Annotated in this window: 16 protein-coding genes and 1 tRNA gene; 8 read left to right on the top strand and 9 right to left on the bottom strand. The window is 40.9% G+C overall.

Annotation, left to right across the window (positions count from 1 at the left end):
* Positions 1–228: 228 nt before the first annotated feature.
* Complete coding sequence (locus tag FXN70_RS04395) at positions 229–1,596, top strand: nucleobase:cation symporter-2 family protein (RefSeq protein ID WP_324646267.1); 1,368 nt, start codon at positions 229–231, stop codon at positions 1,594–1,596.
* Between the two features lie 360 nt (positions 1,597–1,956).
* Here FXN70_RS04395 and FXN70_RS04390 read toward each other — a convergent pair.
* The 3 genes from FXN70_RS04390 to tpiA all read right to left on the bottom strand — a co-directional run bounded on the left by FXN70_RS04390 (position 1,957) and on the right by tpiA (position 3,259).
* A tRNA-Leu gene (locus tag FXN70_RS04390) sits at positions 1,957–2,041 on the bottom strand.
* 52 nt (positions 2,042–2,093) lie between these two features.
* Positions 2,094–2,450 (bottom strand): preprotein translocase subunit SecG, encoded by a 357-nt coding sequence (gene secG / locus FXN70_RS04385; RefSeq protein WP_324646266.1) that lies wholly within the window; start codon positions 2,448–2,450, stop codon positions 2,094–2,096.
* A gap of 20 nt (positions 2,451–2,470) precedes the next feature.
* A complete protein-coding gene (tpiA, locus tag FXN70_RS04380; protein WP_324646265.1) occupies positions 2,471–3,259 on the bottom strand; it encodes a triose-phosphate isomerase in 789 nt (262 codons plus the stop codon).
* A gap of 251 nt (positions 3,260–3,510) precedes the next feature.
* On the opposite strand from tpiA, the gene pilB reads away from it, so the two are divergent.
* The 4 genes from pilB to coaE all read left to right on the top strand — a co-directional run bounded on the left by pilB (position 3,511) and on the right by coaE (position 8,022).
* Entirely contained in the window at positions 3,511–5,214 is a 1,704-nt protein-coding gene (pilB, locus tag FXN70_RS04375; protein WP_324646264.1) for a type IV-A pilus assembly ATPase PilB, read from the top strand.
* Positions 5,215–5,309: 95 nt separating this feature from the next.
* Positions 5,310–6,536 carry a type II secretion system F family protein gene (locus FXN70_RS04370; protein ID WP_324646263.1) on the top strand — a complete coding sequence of 409 codons (1,227 nt, stop codon included), beginning with the start codon at positions 5,310–5,312 and terminating at the stop codon, positions 6,534–6,536.
* The gene (locus FXN70_RS04365; RefSeq protein ID WP_324646262.1) at positions 6,536–7,396 is read left to right on the top strand and encodes an A24 family peptidase; all 861 of its coding nucleotides are present in this window, start codon (positions 6,536–6,538) and stop codon (positions 7,394–7,396) included. Before FXN70_RS04370 ends, FXN70_RS04365 begins: the two co-directional genes overlap by 1 nt.
* A gap of 20 nt (positions 7,397–7,416) precedes the next feature.
* Entirely contained in the window at positions 7,417–8,022 is a 606-nt protein-coding gene (gene coaE, locus FXN70_RS04360; protein ID WP_324646261.1) for a dephospho-CoA kinase, read from the top strand.
* A gap of 4 nt (positions 8,023–8,026) precedes the next feature.
* On the opposite strand, the gene FXN70_RS04355 is transcribed toward coaE, so the two are convergent.
* The 3 genes from FXN70_RS04355 to FXN70_RS04345 form a co-directional block, all read right to left on the bottom strand.
* On the bottom strand, positions 8,027–8,947 hold the full coding sequence (locus tag FXN70_RS04355) for a DMT family transporter (RefSeq protein ID WP_324646260.1): 921 nt from the start codon (positions 8,945–8,947) through the stop codon (positions 8,027–8,029).
* A gap of 152 nt (positions 8,948–9,099) precedes the next feature.
* On the bottom strand, positions 9,100–9,849 hold the full coding sequence (gene rlmB / locus FXN70_RS04350; protein ID WP_324646259.1) for a 23S rRNA (guanosine(2251)-2'-O)-methyltransferase RlmB: 750 nt from the start codon (positions 9,847–9,849) through the stop codon (positions 9,100–9,102).
* Positions 9,850–9,957: 108 nt separating this feature from the next.
* Entirely contained in the window at positions 9,958–10,281 is a 324-nt protein-coding gene (locus FXN70_RS04345; protein WP_324646258.1) for a pyrimidine/purine nucleoside phosphorylase, read from the bottom strand.
* A 357-nt stretch (positions 10,282–10,638) separates the two neighbouring features.
* On the opposite strand from FXN70_RS04345, the gene recN reads away from it, so the two are divergent.
* The 3 genes from recN to ruvX all read left to right on the top strand — a co-directional run bounded on the left by recN (position 10,639) and on the right by ruvX (position 13,435).
* The gene (gene recN / locus FXN70_RS04340) at positions 10,639–12,309 is read left to right on the top strand and encodes a DNA repair protein RecN (RefSeq protein WP_324646257.1); all 1,671 of its coding nucleotides are present in this window, start codon (positions 10,639–10,641) and stop codon (positions 12,307–12,309) included.
* A 135-nt stretch (positions 12,310–12,444) separates the two neighbouring features.
* Positions 12,445–12,999, top strand: a complete 555-nt coding sequence (locus FXN70_RS04335; RefSeq protein ID WP_324646256.1) for a YqgE/AlgH family protein — start codon at positions 12,445–12,447, stop codon at positions 12,997–12,999.
* Positions 12,992–13,435, top strand: a complete 444-nt coding sequence (gene ruvX, locus FXN70_RS04330; RefSeq protein WP_324646255.1) for a Holliday junction resolvase RuvX — start codon at positions 12,992–12,994, stop codon at positions 13,433–13,435. The genes FXN70_RS04335 and ruvX overlap by 8 nt, the downstream gene beginning before the upstream one ends.
* Positions 13,436–13,460: 25 nt before the next feature.
* On the opposite strand, the gene FXN70_RS04325 is transcribed toward ruvX, so the two are convergent.
* The 3 genes from FXN70_RS04325 to FXN70_RS04315 are packed head-to-tail and all read right to left on the bottom strand — an operon-like array spanning position 13,461 to position 16,804.
* The gene (locus FXN70_RS04325) at positions 13,461–14,480 is read right to left on the bottom strand and encodes an HlyD family secretion protein (protein ID WP_324646254.1); all 1,020 of its coding nucleotides are present in this window, start codon (positions 14,478–14,480) and stop codon (positions 13,461–13,463) included.
* Positions 14,481–14,516: 36 nt separating this feature from the next.
* Positions 14,517–14,723, bottom strand: coding sequence for a DUF1656 domain-containing protein (locus FXN70_RS04320; protein WP_324646253.1), 207 nt, complete (start codon positions 14,721–14,723; stop codon positions 14,517–14,519).
* 2 nt (positions 14,724–14,725) lie between these two features.
* Complete coding sequence (locus tag FXN70_RS04315; protein ID WP_420714369.1) at positions 14,726–16,804, bottom strand: FUSC family protein; 2,079 nt, start codon at positions 16,802–16,804, stop codon at positions 14,726–14,728.
* Positions 16,805–17,073: the final 269 nt, after the last annotated feature.

Raw genomic sequence — 17,073 nt, 5'->3', positions numbered from 1 at the left:
AGCATCATGTAAAGATGTCTGCATTCAAAAAAGCAAAAAGCATTCCAACACAAAATTTAACCCGCATAAAAATAACATCAGTATCTTATTAATACTTCCACCTTAAAAGATCGGATTCATTTTGGAAGTTAGAAACAACATATTGATCTCATTATCATAATTTTTTCTTGGCATATTTCATGCATTTTTATAAATAACAATAAAATCAGGACTTAAGGAAAAAGTAAAATGTCTAACAAAAAAAAGAGTCTCACACCTGAACATGAATTTTTAGGAATTGGGAAAAGCTTTGCCTATGGCTTGCAACATGTACTCACAATGTATGGTGGAATTATTGCACCACCTTTAATTATTGGTGCGGCATCAGGATTTAGCAGCATGCAAATTGCACAATTGATTACTGCATCACTATTTATTGGTGGGCTTGCCACAATTCTACAAACCCTTGGAATTAAATATTTTGGTGCACGCTTACCTTTAGTACAAGGTGTTTCATTTGCCAGTGTTGGAACCATGGTTGGAATTGCCACAACAGGAGGTGGCTTTAACGTCGTTCTTGGTGCTGTCATGGGCGCTGCCCTACTTGGTCTCATCATTGCACCTTTTTTTGCCAAGATTATTCGATTTTTTCCTCCAATTGTCACAGGCTGTGTGATTACCATTATTGGAATTTCACTGATGCCTGTGGCCGTCCGTTGGATGATGGGTGGTAATAGCAAAGCTGCTGATTTTGGTTCAGTTGAAAATATCGGGCTTGCAGCCATGACCTTAATTATTCTTTTGGTTCTTAGTAAAATTGGCAATGAAACCATCCGCCGACTCTCTATTCTCGCATCAATTATTATTGGTACATTATTAGCCGCCTTAATGGGATTTGGTCATTTCTCTAACATTACCGATGGTGCATGGTTTGCATTACCTCAGTTTTTAGGCTTTGGCGCACCCGTATTTCATGCCCCTGCTATTTTGGCCATGTTGATTGCAACAGTGGTCATTTTAACTGAAACCACAGCAGATATTATTGCCGTCAGTGAAATTGTAGATACAACGGTTGATGATAAACGTATTGCTGATGGTTTACGTGCCGACATGTTATCGAGTGCTGTTGCACCCTTATTTGGTACATTTATGCAAAGTGCATTTGCCCAAAATGTCGGTTTAGTTGCGATGACTGGGGTCAAAAGCCGTTTTGTTGTGGCAGCGGGCGGTGTTATTTTAGTTGTTCTTGGACTACTTCCTGTGATGGGACGTCTCGTTTCTGCTGTACCAATGCCTGTTTTAGGTGGTGCAGGGTTAGTTCTATTTGGTTCAGTTGCAGCAAGTGGTATTCGTAGTTTAGGAAAAATTGACTATAGCCAACAAAAAAACATGATTATTGTGGCAACATCTTTAGCTGTCGGCATGATTCCTTTAGCAAATAATGCATTTTACGCGCATTTTCCAAGATGGTTTCAAACGCTTTTTCATTCAGGCATTAGTGCAACGTGTATTATGGCAATATGCCTAAATATCATGTTTAATCATGTTCGGGTGAAAAGAACCATGATCGACCATCACCAACTTACCAAAAATGTGATCAAGAAACCGCTTCATTAAATAGACGTCTACAGTTCAGCATAGAGATGCTATGGTCTCTATGTTTAACTCTTCAATGCGAAGCTGAGATTACAATTTATATTTAACCGTATCGCCCATCGTTTAACAGATTATATTTTTGTATAAACGCGTGCAGCCAACCTAGATCATCAAAGTCACTTTCGGTTTTTAATATGCTGCTAACGCATCATTATTTTGGAGCTAATGTTTATATTTTTGGCTCATTTTTAACATTATGATGAGATGAATCATCTCACCACAATTTTTTAGATTGAAGCTTATTATAAGCAACAAAAAAGGCTCAATCCCTTTAGAATTAAGCCTTTATGTAGTATCCAACTGTGCATGTTTTTGCATAGTTGGTGCGGAAGGGGGGACTTGAACCCCCACGCCCGAAAGCACTACCACCTCAAGGTAGCGTGTCTACCAATTCCACCACCACCGCATTTGCACGCATTTTATGCGCTTCACACTAAAAAGAAAAGCATTAAAGCAAATTAATTTGCGCTTTTTGGCGTGGTTGGTGAAGTTTCAGTCGAATTTATAGGTGCAGAAGTTGCGGTTTTGCTTTGCACTTGCGTTGTTGCAGGCGCTACTGCACCTAAACTATACGCATCCGCAGTTTGTTTTTTTGCAAAAATAGCAAGCGTCATACTGGTTACGAAAAATAATGCCGTTAAAATCGCTGTCATACGAGTCAGAAAGTTCGCTGAACCCGATGCACCAAATACCGTTGCAGCACCACCGCCACCGAAAGATGCACCCGCTTCAGCGCCTTTGCCTTGCTGTACCAAAATTAATAAAATCATCAATACGGCAAGAATAATATGAACAACCAGCACAAAATTATGCATGCTGAAAACTCCTTAAAACTTTATTGTGCAAAAGCAGCTGCAATTTGATAAAACGATTGTGCGTTTAATGATGCACCACCAACCAAAGCACCATTAATATCGGCACAAGCAGCAAATGCTGTCGCATTTTCAGGCTTAACACTGCCACCATATAAAATCGCAATTTTGGCGCCACATGGGGTTAATTGTAATAAGCCTGCACGAATTTTTTCATGCATAGATTGCGCATCTTGAGCCGAAGCTGTTTTACCAGTTCCAATCGCCCAAATTGGCTCATATGCAATAATGATCTGTGTTTCCCATTGCTTGGCTTCAACCGCCGCAGCAATATCACAAATTTGTTGCAAGACCACAGCTTCTGCCATGCCCTGCTCGCGTTGCTCCAAGCTTTCGCCCACGCAGTAAATCACAGTTAAGCCTGCTTTTAAAGCAAGTTTAAGTTTGTCTTTTAAAATTTGAGCATGATCGCCTAAAAGTTCACGACGCTCTGAATGACCAATCAAAACATATTGAATGCCATAATCTGCCAATAAATCGGCACTGATTTCACCTGTATAAGCGCCTGTTGCAGCAAAACGCGAGACATCTTGTGCAACAATCTCAATAGGTGAGGTACTGTCTTGTAAGGTATATTGTATTTCAGACAAGCCTATAGCAATAGGTGCAATCGCCAAACGGCATTGCGTTTGATGAATTGGCAGCTGTTGTAAAAGTTGTTTAAATTCTGTCGTCCATTGCTGGGACGTTGCCCGTGTTGGGTTCATTTTCCAATTACCAATCACCCAAGGCACAATTGTTGAACCCGACATACAATAAACCCCTTTATTTAAATGGGGTTATTTTACACAGTTTTTTTCATTTTGAGCTTTTTTTTGCTTTTTTATACAAATCCATGATGTGGCTGATCGATACGAGTTTTCATCGACAGCTGGATTTTTTCATCGAAACATTATGCTAAAGTAAAAAAACATGACTTTTATTGATGTTTTTTCTACATACAAACGTATAATTCAATCTATATCAAATAGATGATACGGCTAAATCAAGCGAAAATTATTTTATGGCTAATCTCTCTATAACACGCCTAACAGGCTTTACTCGACGCTTAGTCGATCAGGGGCAAATTTCCGAAGAGTCGATGCGACAGGCTTTGGAAGCAGCAGAAAAAAGTAAACAAGATATTGTTGCTTATCTTGTTGAACACTTAAATCTTTCTCCATTGGTAATTGCCGAAACAATTGCCAATGAATTTGGTTATCCATTATTTGATTTATCAGTTTATAACAAAGATCTGTTACCACAAGAAATTGTGAATGAAAAACATATTCTAAAACATCGCGTTGTCCCTATCTTTCAACGTGGACAAACGCTTTATATCGCCACCAGCAATCCAACCAATTTAGAAGCCATTGATGCCATTCGTTTCAATAGTCAGCTTAATCCGGAAATGGTGATTGTTGAATATCCTAAACTTGAAAAATTCATTGCAGATCACTTTAGCAGGGAAGAACAGTTTAACTTTGGCGATGAAGACCTCGATATTGATGTCGAAACTGCCCCTTCAGATGAAACACCTGAAGAAGATGTCAAAGAAGATGAAGCCCCAATTGTTAAATATGTCAATAAATTACTCATTGATGCCATTCGCATGGGAGCTTCCGACTTACATTTTGAGCCGTATGAAAAGACCTATCGCGTTCGCTATCGGGTTGATGGTGTCCTTCGACAAATCGCCACACCACCCTTGCAATTGGCCAATCGTTTAACTGCACGTATTAAAGTTATGTCACAAATGGACATTTCAGAAAAACGTCTGCCACAAGATGGTCGAATCAAGCTTAAAATTTCAAAAACAAAAGCAATTGATTTTCGTGTTAACTCACTTCCAACTTTATTTGGTGAAAAAATTGTACTGCGTATTCTAGATCCATCTAGTGCAATGCTTGGAATCGATGCTTTAGGTTATGAAGAAAAACAAAAAGCTTTATTTCTTGAAGCTTTACATCGTCCACAAGGCATGGTTTTAATTACAGGGCCAACAGGTTCAGGTAAAACGGTTTCTCTTTATACTGGCTTAAATATTTTAAATACGGAAGATTCAAATATTTCAACTGCCGAAGACCCAGTCGAAATTAACCTTGAAGGGATTAATCAGGTCAACGTCAATCCAAAAGTCGGACTCAGCTTTGCCACAGCCTTACGCTCTTTCTTGCGTCAAGACCCTGACATTATTATGGTCGGGGAGATTCGAGACTTAGAAACCGCAGAGATTGCGATTAAAGCCGCGCAAACGGGACACATGGTCCTTTCGACCCTCCACACCAATAGTGCCCCAGAGACCTTAACTCGTTTACGCAATATGGGCGTACCCTCATTTAATATTGCAACCTCAGTCAATTTGGTCATTGCACAACGTTTAGCGCGTCGCTTATGCCCACACTGTAAAACACCCGCAGACATTCCAAAATCAAGTCTTTTAGAGATGGGCTTTACCGAACAAGATCTGACGCATCCTGACTTTAAGGTTTATCAACCAGTGGGCTGCTCAGAATGTCGTGAAGGTTATAAAGGACGTGTCGGTGTGTATGAAGTCATGAAAATTACGCCCGAAATCTCTAAACTGATTATGGACGATGGTAATGCACTACAAATTGCAGAGACTTCCGCGGCACTGGGTTTTGCAAATTTACGTCGATCGGGGCTAAATAAAGTGATGCAAGGACTTACTTCTTTGCAAGAAATTAATCGCGTAACCAGTGATTAAATGAGTTAATTGGGGTAAGCATATTTTTACATCAACTGATGTAGTATGCTTTTTATACATATCCGTAAAAGCGCAAATATAAAAAGGATAGCATGATGGCAGTGAAGAAAGCACAGAGCATGCCGACATTTGCTTACTCTGGGGTAGACCGTAAAGGCTTAAAGGTAAAAGGGGAATTACCTGCACGCAATATGGCTTTGGCGAAAGTCACCCTACGTAAACAAGGCATTACCGTTAAAACAATGCGTGAAAAACGTAAGAATATTCTTGATGGTCTACTTAAGAAAAAAGTCGGCACACAAGATATTACCATTTTCACCCGACAACTTGCCACGATGATGAAGGCAGGTGTCCCTTTAGTGCAAAGCTTTGAAATTGTCGCAGAAGGCTTAGACAACCCTGCCATGCGTGATGTGGTACTGGGCATTAAAGCTGAAGTTGAAGGCGGTAATACCTTCACAGGAGCACTACGTAAATATCCACAATATTTTGATCGACTTTTTTGTTCATTGGTTGAATCTGGCGAACAATCGGGTTCATTAGAAACCATGCTTGATCGTGTCGCTATTTATAAAGAAAAGAGCGAGATTTTAAAGCAAAAAATTAAAAAAGCGATGAAATATCCAATTACGGTTGTTGTGGTTGCAATCGTTGTGACGATTATTTTGATGGTGAAAGTTGTTCCTGTATTCCAAGACCTGTTTAGTTCTTTTGGTGCACAGTTACCCGCGTTTACCCAAATGGTCGTCAATATGTCCAACTGGATGCAAAAATATTGGTACATGCTGATTATTGGGATTGTATTCACCATTGTTGCACTTCTTGAAACTAAAAAACGCAGTCCTAAATTTCGCGATTTCTTAGATAAGCTCGCACTTAAGCTTCCTATTTTTGGTGACCTCGTCTACAAATCAATTATTGCACGTTATAGCCGCACACTTGCAACAACCTTTGCCGCAGGTGTTCCACTTATCGATGCCCTTGAATCTACCGCAGGTGCAACCAATAATATCGTCTTTGAACGTGCAGTAATGAAAGTAAGAGATGATGTTTCTACAGGACAACAACTACAATTTGCCATGCGTGCAACAGAACGTTTTCCAGCAATGGCAATTCAAATGGTTGCGATTGGTGAAGAATCTGGTGCGCTCGACACCATGCTCGATAAAGTCGCCACGTATTATGAAAGTGAAGTGGACAATGCCGTAGATGGTTTAACTGCAATGATGGAACCACTGATTATGGCCATACTTGGGGTCTTGGTCGGTGGTTTGGTGATTGCGATGTATCTCCCAATTTTCCAAATGGGTTCGGTTGTTTAATGTCTGACTTAATTTTATTTTTAACCACAACCCCAATTGCACTGTATATAGTGATTGGGCTTTTGGGTCTGTGTGTTGGTAGCTTTCTGAATGTCGTGATTTATCGCACACCAAAAATGATGCAACAAGATTGGCAACAAGAATGCCAATTATTATTGCATCCTGAACAGCCCTTCATCGACCATCAAAAATTAAGTTTAAGTCAGCCCGCTTCGGCTTGCCCAAAATGCAAAAACTCGATTCGATGGTATCAAAACATTCCTGTAATCAGTTGGTTATTGCTTACAGGTAAATGTGCACACTGTAAAAATCCGATTAGCATCCGCTATCCATTAATTGAACTGTTAACCTGTCTGTGTTCAATTTTAATGGTGTATAAATTTGGGGCTACATGGCAAATGTTGGCAGGACTGGTGTTTAGCTGGATTCTAATCACGCTTACCTTTATCGATTTTGATACTCAACTTTTACCGGATCGGTTTACCTTTACCCTGCTAGGTATTGGGCTTGCAGTCAATAGCTTTTATCTATTTACCACACCGACACTTGCCATTTGGGGCAGCCTGATTGGATTTCTATGCTTGTGGGTGGTGTATATCATTTTTAAACTGATTACAGGTAAAGAAGGCATGGGCTATGGCGATTTTAAGCTATTGGCAGCCTTAGGTGCTTGGCTTGGCCCTATGCTATTACCGCTGATTATCCTACTTTCCTCTTTAGTCGGTGCAATTGTGGGCATTATTTTACTGAAAGTACGTAAAGAGAATCAGGCTTTTGCTTTTGGGCCTTACTTAGCGATTGCAGGTTGGATTGCATTTCTATGTGGCGATGCAATCATGAAAGTTTATTTAGGCAATTAAAATACATACAGGATCAGCAAATGCAACCCTATATTGTTGGCTTAACAGGCGGAATCGGCAGTGGTAAAACCATGGCAAGCCAATGGTTTGAAGCGCAAAATATTGATGTGGTCGATGCTGATCTTGTAGCACGAAAGGTTGTTAAAGCGGGGCAACCTGCTCTAACAATGATTAGTGAAACATTCGGTGATTGGGTTTTACTCAGCAATGGCGAGCTGAATCGCCGCGCCCTACGTGAATATATTTTTTCTCATCCTGAAGCCAAGCAGCAACTTGAGGCGATTACGCACCCACTTATTCGCAATGAGATAGAACAACAATTAGCAGCTGCAACAAGCCCTTACGTCCTACTGGTTTCACCCTTATTATTTGAAACCAAGCAAACTGAACTGACCCAACGTAATTTACTGATTGATACGCCAGAAGAGCTGCAATTACAACGTGCGAGTCAACGCGATCAACATGCCATACAACATATTCAAAATATCATTCAAGCACAAATGCCACGTCAACAAAAACAAGAATTGGCAGATGACATTGTACTCAATGATGGTGATTTAACCCACCTTTATGCACAATTACAAAGCTTACACTTGCAATACTTAGCCCTAGCAGAGACTAATTAGACAATCAGTTACGCTGCTGCTTTTGTTGCTCAAGTTGCGTACTCAGTGCATCTTGATGCTGCAACCAACGCCACGGTTGCAATGCACCAACTGCCATGCCTAACAATCCCATCACCACAGCGCCACTTAAAGGTTCATTAAGTAAAGGAACTGCAACCACTGCGGCAATAAATGGTGCAAGGGTAACAATACTGCCCGCTTTAAAGGCACCCAAACGCTCAATTGCAGCAATGTAACTTAAGGTCGCAATAATCACCACGAATACGCCATGAAAAATACCTTGAATAGCCAAATGCGTAAATGTTGCGTCATGTAAATGCTTAGGTAAAAACAACAGATAAATAGGCAAATAAATAATACTTGACCAAATTGCAACGCCACTCATGGCATGCCATGCCGAAAGCTTCCACTGCTTCAATAAAACAGTAAACGTTCCCCACCAAATTGCGGCAAGGAAAAATAAAGCATCGCCTAATCCAAACGCAACATGGGTTTGTTCATACATCAATACACTCATACCGATCAGAGCAAGTAGCATAATGACTAAACTCATCCAAATATGCTTATCGAAGGGTTGTTTAAATAAAATAAAGCCTGCAACTGCGGTACACAGTGGGATACAGCCATTCAAGAAAATTGCAGCATGCGCAGCAGGTACATAATAAAAGGCTGAATATACAGTTAAACAGTACGCGACTCCGCCAATTAATGCCAAAATAACAGGCTCTTTTTTCCATAAAAAGTGTGTTTCACGGCGCACTAGTAAAATAGGCATCAGAATTAAAAATGCAATGGTAAAACGCAGTGCTGCAATATCCCATGCGCTAATATGCCATGCTGCATTTAAACGTGACAAAATAGTAAAGCTACCCCAAATACACATGGTGATTAGCACAAATACATAGCCTTGCGTACGTGGAGTCATCTTGCACTACGTCCTCTAATTGATTTATTGCAACCATAAAAAATGCTGCGGCAATCTCCACAGCATTTTTGATTTTAATGGACTTGATCACGCTTTTTAAACTCAGATGATCCAAACAGCCCATTTTGCGCTAAATCAAATCACAAAAATAATTAATCGACCAAACGCTGACGGCATGCTTCATACAATGCCATACCTGTTGCCACACTTACATTCAAACTTTGTAAATCGCCTGACATTGGAATATAAACCGTTTGATCACATTGGCTTTGCGTGATTGGACGTAAGCCCGTATCTTCAGCACCCATCACGATAACCACTGCGCCGCTAAAATCACACTTTTGAATCGGTAAGGCTTTTTCATCTAGCATGGTACCAATCACACGGCAAAAATGCTCTTCTTTAATATGTGCCAAAGTCCGAGCTAAATTGGTGACTTGAATAAATGCTACTTTTTCTGCACCACCTGCTGCAACTTTACGCGCAGTTGGGGTCAAACTTGCCGAACGATCACGCGGTACAATCACGGCTTCTACGCCCATAGCTGCAGCTGTACGAATACATGCACCTAAGTTATGTGGATCAGTAACTTGGTCTAAAGCCAACAATAAGCTATTTGGATTTTTCTGTAATAATTGATCTAAATCTTTTTCGTTTAATACGGGGTGTGGACGAACTGCTGCTACCACACCTTGATGATACGGCAAGCCTGCAAGCTTTTCTAAGCTGTCACGACTGGCTTGTTGCACGCTAATTCCAAAGGGTTCCGCCAATGCTAAAATGCGCTGTAAACGTTGATCGTCACGCCCTTTTAAGGTGAATAAAGTCAAAACTCGTTCTGGCTCGAGCTCTAATAGAGATTCTACAGAATGTACACCATAATAATATTCTGGTTTTGCCATGAACAATTCACCTCAAATGTTACATCATCAACAAAAAGAAAAATCCTGCAAAGTCAACTTTACAGGATTGAATAGCAGCTTAGTTTAACGGATTTTTACAGGCTTTGCTTAACCTTCTAAATGACAAACGTAATCGAGTACATCGTCGGTTTCAATTTTAAAACGGCTATTGCCTGGTACAAAGAACGATTGACCTGCACGGAACAATTCACTTTCTTCGCTATCGGCAATTTTAACGCGACATTCACCCGAAATAATCTCCATACGTTCAGGCACATGCGTTTCAAATGTTAATGCTTCTGCTGTTGGAAGAATTACCCCTAAAGTTTTTTTTGTGCCATCTTCGAACTGTACAGTATGGCTAATACATGCGCCACCAAAGTAAACATTCGATTTTTTAAGTACTGAAACATGATCAAATTGAACTGACATGCGGATCTCCAAATCATGCGCATTTATAGAAATAATCAACGTAGTGTAATCAGGCTTTTCAAAGGAATCAATCACCAGATTGAATCTAAATTACCAGCAATTTTTATACCGAAAAACACGCTCAAAATCACCAACAAGGTATGACAAATTTTTCACGCGATTTCAATAATCGATTGAATCACCTCAATTGCAGCTTTGTGAGTGAACAGCAGTAACCCGCAGAATTACTCGCTCATCTTGCTACAAAATAGCCATTCTAAAAAAAGCCAGTTGTGTATAATCATTTCAAAATATAAGATCGCGATGACGCTTTTAGACATATTGAAGGTCATTGAACCTTTTTAGGATGCGTAATTTATGCTGACTCATTTAACGCTGATTAATTTTGCCTTAGCCGACCACTTAGCACTTGATATTGAAACAGGTTTTAATGTGCTTACTGGTGAAACAGGAGCAGGAAAATCACTATTGCTTGACGCACTTTCTGCATGTTTAGGTGAACGTACCGACAGCCATAGCGTACGTTTTGGTAGCGACAAAGCCGATGTAACGGCGGTATTTAATTATCAGCCTGAATCATTAGAGGCAAAGTGGCTTGAGCAGCATGAACTGGCAGATGAATCGGGTGAAATTCACTTACGCCGCGTTATTTTTGCTACAGGTCGTAGCAAAGCGTGGATTAATGGTCGCCCTAGCAGCCTTGCCGAGCTTAAAGATTTAGGCCGTTTTTTGGTGCAACTGTATAGTCAGCATAGCCAACAACAATTGCTCGAACCACCCTATCCAAAGCAATGGCTTGACCGTTACAGCAGTTTTGAAGCACCTGCCCAAAAAGTCCGTGATGCCTATGCCACTTGGCAAAAATCCATTCGCCAGCACGAACAAGCACTTTTAGCACAAAGTACCCGTTTGCAAAGAATTCAAACCCTTGAACAACAACTCGAAGAAGTTGAAGAAATTATTGTATGTAATTATGCCGAAATTGAGCAAGAATTTGACCGTTTAAGCCATCATGAACACATCATGCAAGACTGTGCATATAGCTTAAATGTGCTAGATGAAGCCGAACAAAATATTAGCCAAGAAATTTCAGGACTCGTACGCCGCCTTGAGGGTCATACAGGTCGTAGTGAGCAACTCGCCAGTATTTATCAGGCACTGATGAATGCCCAAAGTGAAGTCGATGATGCCACGGCCCATTTACGCCAGTTTATTGACAAACAAAGCTTTGACCCCGAACGCATGGAACAACTCAATCAAGATTTAGAAATGTTTCATCGTCTGGCACGTAAATATCGCACCCAACCAGAGCAGCTCAAACAAGAATACGAAACTTGGCAACATGAATTGCTACAGTTACAACAACTTGAAGACCCTGAAACTTTAGCCGAACAAGTGCAGCACAACGAACAAATGTTTTTAGAACATGCACAAACGCTTGATCAATTACGCAAGCACGCTGCAACGCCATTGGCACAGCAATTGACCGAACAAGTCAAACCGCTTGCTTTACCTGAAGCGTTGTTTGAGTTTAAATTTGATCCTTTAGAACACCCAACTGCCGAAGGTCTAAGTTCAATTCAACTGCTATTTACCGCCAATAAAGGTATTCCTGCACAGCCTTTGGCACGGGTTGCTTCAGGTGGTGAATTGTCACGGATTGCTTTGGTGATGCAAGTCATGAATGCAGAAAAAACCGACGCCGAAGTTTTGGTTTTTGATGAAATTGATGTGGGGATTAGTGGTGGTACTGCCGAAATTGTTGGACGCTTGCTCTCAGGACTTGCCAAACATGTGCAAATTTTATGTATTACACATCAAGCCCAAGTTGCAGCCTATTCCGACCAACATTTATTAGTAAAAAAACAACAAAGTGACCCTGCAAGTAGCACCATTTTTGCATTAAATGAAACGCAACGCATTGATGAATTAGCCCGTATGACTGGTGGTGTTGAAATTAATGAAACAACCTTACAACATGCCACCCAATTGCGGCAGCTTAAATTCCAAAATAGCGTAAAAGCTTAAGCCTTTTACAATTCACAAGCTAAATTGCGAAGAAATTTCAGCCAATGTTGCAAAAAAACATTGGCGAAATCAATTTGGTCTTGTATGTTGAAAATATTGACATAATTTATTTAAATTTTAAGGAGACCTGCCTAGGTGCCTAAACAATTTCTCACGCATCGCTGTTTGATTGCCCCACCCACTCTATCGGATGACTTTTTTGCCAATACAGTCATTTATTTGGCTCGGCATGACGTAGAGGGTGCTCAAGGGATTATCATTAATCGCCCCACCGAGATTCAGGTCAAAGAACTGTTAAATGATTTAGATATCGATGCCGACCACGTACAACCGCATGCAGTTTTACAAGGTGGGCCACTCCGCCCCGAAGCAGGCTTTGTGTTGCATACAGGACAACCCGTGTGGCATTCCTCTATTGCGATCGGTGAAAACCTGTGCATTACCACCAGTAAAGATATTTTAGATGCAATTGCGCACAACGAAGGCGTTGGGCGTTATCAAATTGCGCTAGGTTATGCCAGTTGGGAAAAAAATCAGCTTGAACAAGAAATTGCCAATGGCGACTGGCTCATTTGCGATGTGGATATGGATCTAGTCTTTAATTTACCCTACCAAGACCGATGGGACGCTGCCTATAAAAAAATAGGCATTGATCGTTCATGGTTAGCTTCAGAGATTGGCCATGCCTGACTTAACCACCTCCAAAATGATTATGGCCTTTGATTTTGGCACACAAAAAATGGGCATTGCCGTTGGACAAAGTGCCATTAGTTCAAGCAATCCCTTAGCCCTTTTTCCAATGAAAGATGGTATTCCAGATTGGACAGCCTTGCTGAAAATTGTGCAACAATGGCAACCCCAATTGTTCTTAGTCGGCTTGCCCTTAAATATGGATGATTCTGAGTCTGAACTTTCTACTCGGGCGCGAAAATTTGCACGGCGCCTGCGTCATCAAACCAATATTGAAACATTCATGGTCGATGAACGCCTCACAACCCGTGAAGCACGTGAAGAACTACAGGCATTCCAGCGCAAGGGTCAGGCCAAACGTTTAGCAGCAGATAGTCTTGCGGCTAAACTGATGATTGAAAGTTGGTATTACGACCCACAAGGGATTCAACCCTAAAGCAGAAAATAGGCAAAAATTTTGCCTATTTTTTTTCATTTGATGTCGTTGGTAAAATATGTACCGTTGCAGTACGCCCTGCCACAAATGCCAGCTGATTTTTTGGCATTTCATCTAAAACCAATTTCACAGGTACGCGCTGCGCTAAACGCACCCACGTAAAAGTGGGGTTCACATTGGCCAATAAGCTGCCACTCGTTGAGCGTTCACGGTCGTCAATTCCCGAGGCAATGCCTTGCACATGGGCTTTAATTTTTTGTGAATCTCCCATCAATTGTACGCTAGCTTTATCACCCAAATGAATTTTGTCTAATTTAGTTTCTTCAAAATAACCCACCACATACAATTGGCTACGGTCAAGCAATGCTGCAACGTTATCGCCAACTTTAATATAACTGCCACTACGCAAGCTAAAGTTCACCAATGTACCATCGGCAGGCGCCACAACGTCGGCACGTTGTAAATTCAATTGAGCTAAATCTAAATTACTTTGTGCAACTTCCACAGCCGCTTGTTGCTGTTTAATGGTGGCTTTGGCTTGTTCAATACTGGCTTGTAATTGCCCTAAATCTGCATGCGATTGGTCGCGGGTGGCAAACATTTGGTCTTGCTCTTGTTTAGAAATAGCGCCATCCATTAAGTTGTTATAACGATTGGCATTTTTTTCGGCCAATTGAGTGGTGGTTTGACCTTTGACTAAATTCGCTTTGGCTTGTAGCAAACTTGCTTCGGCCTGTGCTAAGCCTGCATGGGCTTTCGCCACATTGGCTTTAGCATCTTCAACGTCTAATTTTTGCCGTGCAATATCAATTCGAAATAACGGCTGCCCTTTTTTCACTGTTTGATTGTCTTGTACCAAAACTTCAGCTACCAAACCCGAGACATCTGACGATACTTGAATAACATCACCACGGACACGGCCATCACGCGTCCACGGCTCGGCATTGTAATAATTCCACAAATGTACCACGGTGTAGACGGCAAGCAGAAGCATCAGCAACGTCACAACAGGTCGCACGACTTTACGCAGGTCAAACGAATTCATTCTTTCTCAATCCTCATTGATTTTAGCCAAGCCGTATTAAGACGAGCATGCAACAAATATTCCGTGGATGCCAAATAAACACACCACATAAAAACTCAAATTAAAAATACCTGCAAAGCCAATCCAACCTTTGGCAATCAACAGATCTGTCCATCGACTCAACACATAAAAAACGATATACGCCAAAATCGCCTGAACTAAAAAACTCGGCACATAAACACCATACACATTAAATTCGCCCATGCTTATGCTCCTTTATGTTGAATGGTTAGAATCGGTGTGGTCTGATGGAAAATGCTGTTTTGAATGTTATTCAGACTCATCATGACCCGCGCTGAAATATCGACAACAGGTTCTTGCTGTGCAAGCCTTGCAAGCTGTTGGAACTCAGTAAAAATTGCGTCATTTGATGATGCTACAAATGTGACTTGTTTTTCTTGTTCACGAAATGTGTCATCTAAGTGTGCAAGCACCACATATAATTGCTGTTTTAGTGCAGCTGATATTTCTGGCTGTGCTGCCAGTTCATGCAAACGGACTAAATCCACCACTGCACTGGTTTCAATTAAAGCCAAATTCATGGTTTTTCTAAGGGTATCAGATTGCACCAACTTGGTATTTAACACACCAATTCGGTCAAGCATACTGCGTAAATGAATTCTAAAACTGGCCCCATACGACAAAGACAATGCTTCACGCATCGCTTTATAATGGGCAGATAACAAACGTGAGGCGCTTTCCTCAGGTGAAATTGCACGAATAAAATATAAGGCAATCACTGCAATCATTGGCCCTAAAATACTGGCAAAACAAGCATCAAATAAAGTAATCGCATCGGTCTTATAATGGTTTTGTAAATTCAAGCTCATAATAAAAGACACCATGGTTGGCAGTGCTAAGCCATTTAATGGTGGATGTGGATAGAGCATGACCACAAAAATTAAGCAGGGTGCTAAGACCAACGCCAATTGCCAAAATTCTTTGACTTCAGGCATGATGCCGAAAACATAAATAATCACCAAGACACTGGCGTAAAAACTACCCCGAATAAATAACTTTAATGCAGGCACAGGATTATCTAGCGCCGTTAAAATACAAGCGGATACGGCCGTCAGCTGAGCCATCATATACCCTGCACGCCAACCGCTATAAATCCAAATTGAAAATGCCACAATAATTGCAACTGCTGCGGCAACTGAACTGCGCAGAGCCATCCCGTGGTCACGATGCAAACTCGGATATTTCGTGGTTAACGGCGCAATCGTAGCAGGAATATTTTTGTCGCCCTTTTGAATGAGCTGCCACAATAATTTCACGGTAATGACATTTTGAATGAAATGCCGAATATCCATTTTTAAGCTGTCTAAAAGAATGTTTTGTTCAGGCGTAACATGTTGCTGTAATTGTGCAAAATCTACATGAAATTCGGCAGGCAATTGTTGAATGTCTTGGGTGTGCAGCGGCTGTTGCTGCTGCAAAAATGCCATCACATGTTCAGAAATCAAAGCCAAATCATGACGGTTTTTTAGTCCTAACTCATCTAACTGTGCAACGCGTTCCGACATGGCCGTTAAATTGGCAATCACCATACTCAGTTGATGTAATAACTCCTGTAAAGGTTTGGTCATTCCGCGTAGTTCAGCTTTTTCATACCTTAAATGAACTGCCAAAGCATGAATATCAGCAATATCACGGGTAATCATTCCCAATAAATGAACATAATCTTGGTCGGGTTTAGTACTGGTCAAAATTTGTTGGAAAATGTCACGCGTGTCATCTAATACTTTAGCAACTCGCTGCTGAATGGCAGGGCCTAAATGCAGCGGTAAAATGGTGGCAAAGACCACCGAGGTACACACTACAGCCAGCGAAATTTCGAGCACACGCCCAAGTGCCATATCAAACACACTAATCGTGTCAATATTGGTGACCGCATTCGCTACAATCATAGCTGTGGTGTACCCTGCCAACATGAATACATAACTACGTGGGGTACGGTCTAGCAATGAAATATATAAACAAAAACCTACCCACAGGGCTAAAACACAACTAAATAAGAAAGGCGTATCAATTAAAACTGGCGTTAATAAAATCGCTACAATCGCTCCAACTGCTGTACCAAATAACCGATAAATCGCTTTCGATGCCACCATGCCTGAATAAGGACTGACAACAATAAATACTGTACCAATCGCCCACATCGGATACGCTAAATCGAGCGAAAAGGCGATATATAACGCCAACATCGCTGCAATAAATGCTTTTACGGCAAAAATATAATCCATTTTTGACGGTCGAAAAGCCAATAGCTGTTTATGGAGCAACATATACAGTTCTCTAGTCAGATAACATCAGTAAAAATCATCTTATTTGTGTTTAACAAGCAACTGCTGACAACGCCACAGACATCACTTTGGATGACCGAGCCTATACACAGCCAATCACAGCAGACAGAGCAACAACAATGAAAATAAGACAAGCGAATAAAAAGTCAGCCTTATAAGGGGGTGTATTAAACCTTTTATTGATTTTTTAGCAGAAAAAACAACGAGAGATAGACAATTACACAACAACCGCTTTAAACGAAATAACT

It is taken from the genome of Acinetobacter sp. MD2 (genome assembly GCF_035615575.1).
In the GTDB taxonomy this organism is placed as follows: domain Bacteria; phylum Pseudomonadota; class Gammaproteobacteria; order Pseudomonadales; family Moraxellaceae; genus Acinetobacter.
Note: the sequence above shows the minus strand (reverse complement) of the source record. Positions and strands in the feature narration are given on the sequence as shown.

Excerpts from the sequence above, each read along its gene's own strand:
- FXN70_RS04395 (WP_324646267.1), top strand. The coding sequence starts at position 229 with ATGTCTAACAAAAAAAAGAGTCTCACACCTGAACATGAATTTTTAGGA.
- secG (WP_324646266.1), bottom strand. The coding sequence starts at position 2,450 with ATGCATAATTTTGTGCTGGTTGTTCATATTATTCTTGCCGTATTGATG.
- tpiA (WP_324646265.1), bottom strand. The coding sequence starts at position 3,259 with ATGTCGGGTTCAACAATTGTGCCTTGGGTGATTGGTAATTGGAAAATG.
- pilB (WP_324646264.1), top strand. The coding sequence starts at position 3,511 with ATGGCTAATCTCTCTATAACACGCCTAACAGGCTTTACTCGACGCTTA.
- FXN70_RS04370 (WP_324646263.1), top strand. The coding sequence starts at position 5,310 with ATGGCAGTGAAGAAAGCACAGAGCATGCCGACATTTGCTTACTCTGGG.
- FXN70_RS04365 (WP_324646262.1), top strand. The coding sequence starts at position 6,536 with ATGTCTGACTTAATTTTATTTTTAACCACAACCCCAATTGCACTGTAT.
- coaE (WP_324646261.1), top strand. The coding sequence starts at position 7,417 with ATGCAACCCTATATTGTTGGCTTAACAGGCGGAATCGGCAGTGGTAAA.
- FXN70_RS04355 (WP_324646260.1), bottom strand. The coding sequence starts at position 8,947 with ATGACTCCACGTACGCAAGGCTATGTATTTGTGCTAATCACCATGTGT.
- rlmB (WP_324646259.1), bottom strand. The coding sequence starts at position 9,849 with ATGGCAAAACCAGAATATTATTATGGTGTACATTCTGTAGAATCTCTA.
- FXN70_RS04345 (WP_324646258.1), bottom strand. The coding sequence starts at position 10,281 with ATGTCAGTTCAATTTGATCATGTTTCAGTACTTAAAAAATCGAATGTT.
- recN (WP_324646257.1), top strand. The coding sequence starts at position 10,639 with ATGCTGACTCATTTAACGCTGATTAATTTTGCCTTAGCCGACCACTTA.
- ruvX (WP_324646255.1), top strand. The coding sequence starts at position 12,992 with ATGCCTGACTTAACCACCTCCAAAATGATTATGGCCTTTGATTTTGGC.
- FXN70_RS04325 (WP_324646254.1), bottom strand. The coding sequence starts at position 14,480 with ATGAATTCGTTTGACCTGCGTAAAGTCGTGCGACCTGTTGTGACGTTG.
- FXN70_RS04320 (WP_324646253.1), bottom strand. The coding sequence starts at position 14,723 with ATGGGCGAATTTAATGTGTATGGTGTTTATGTGCCGAGTTTTTTAGTT.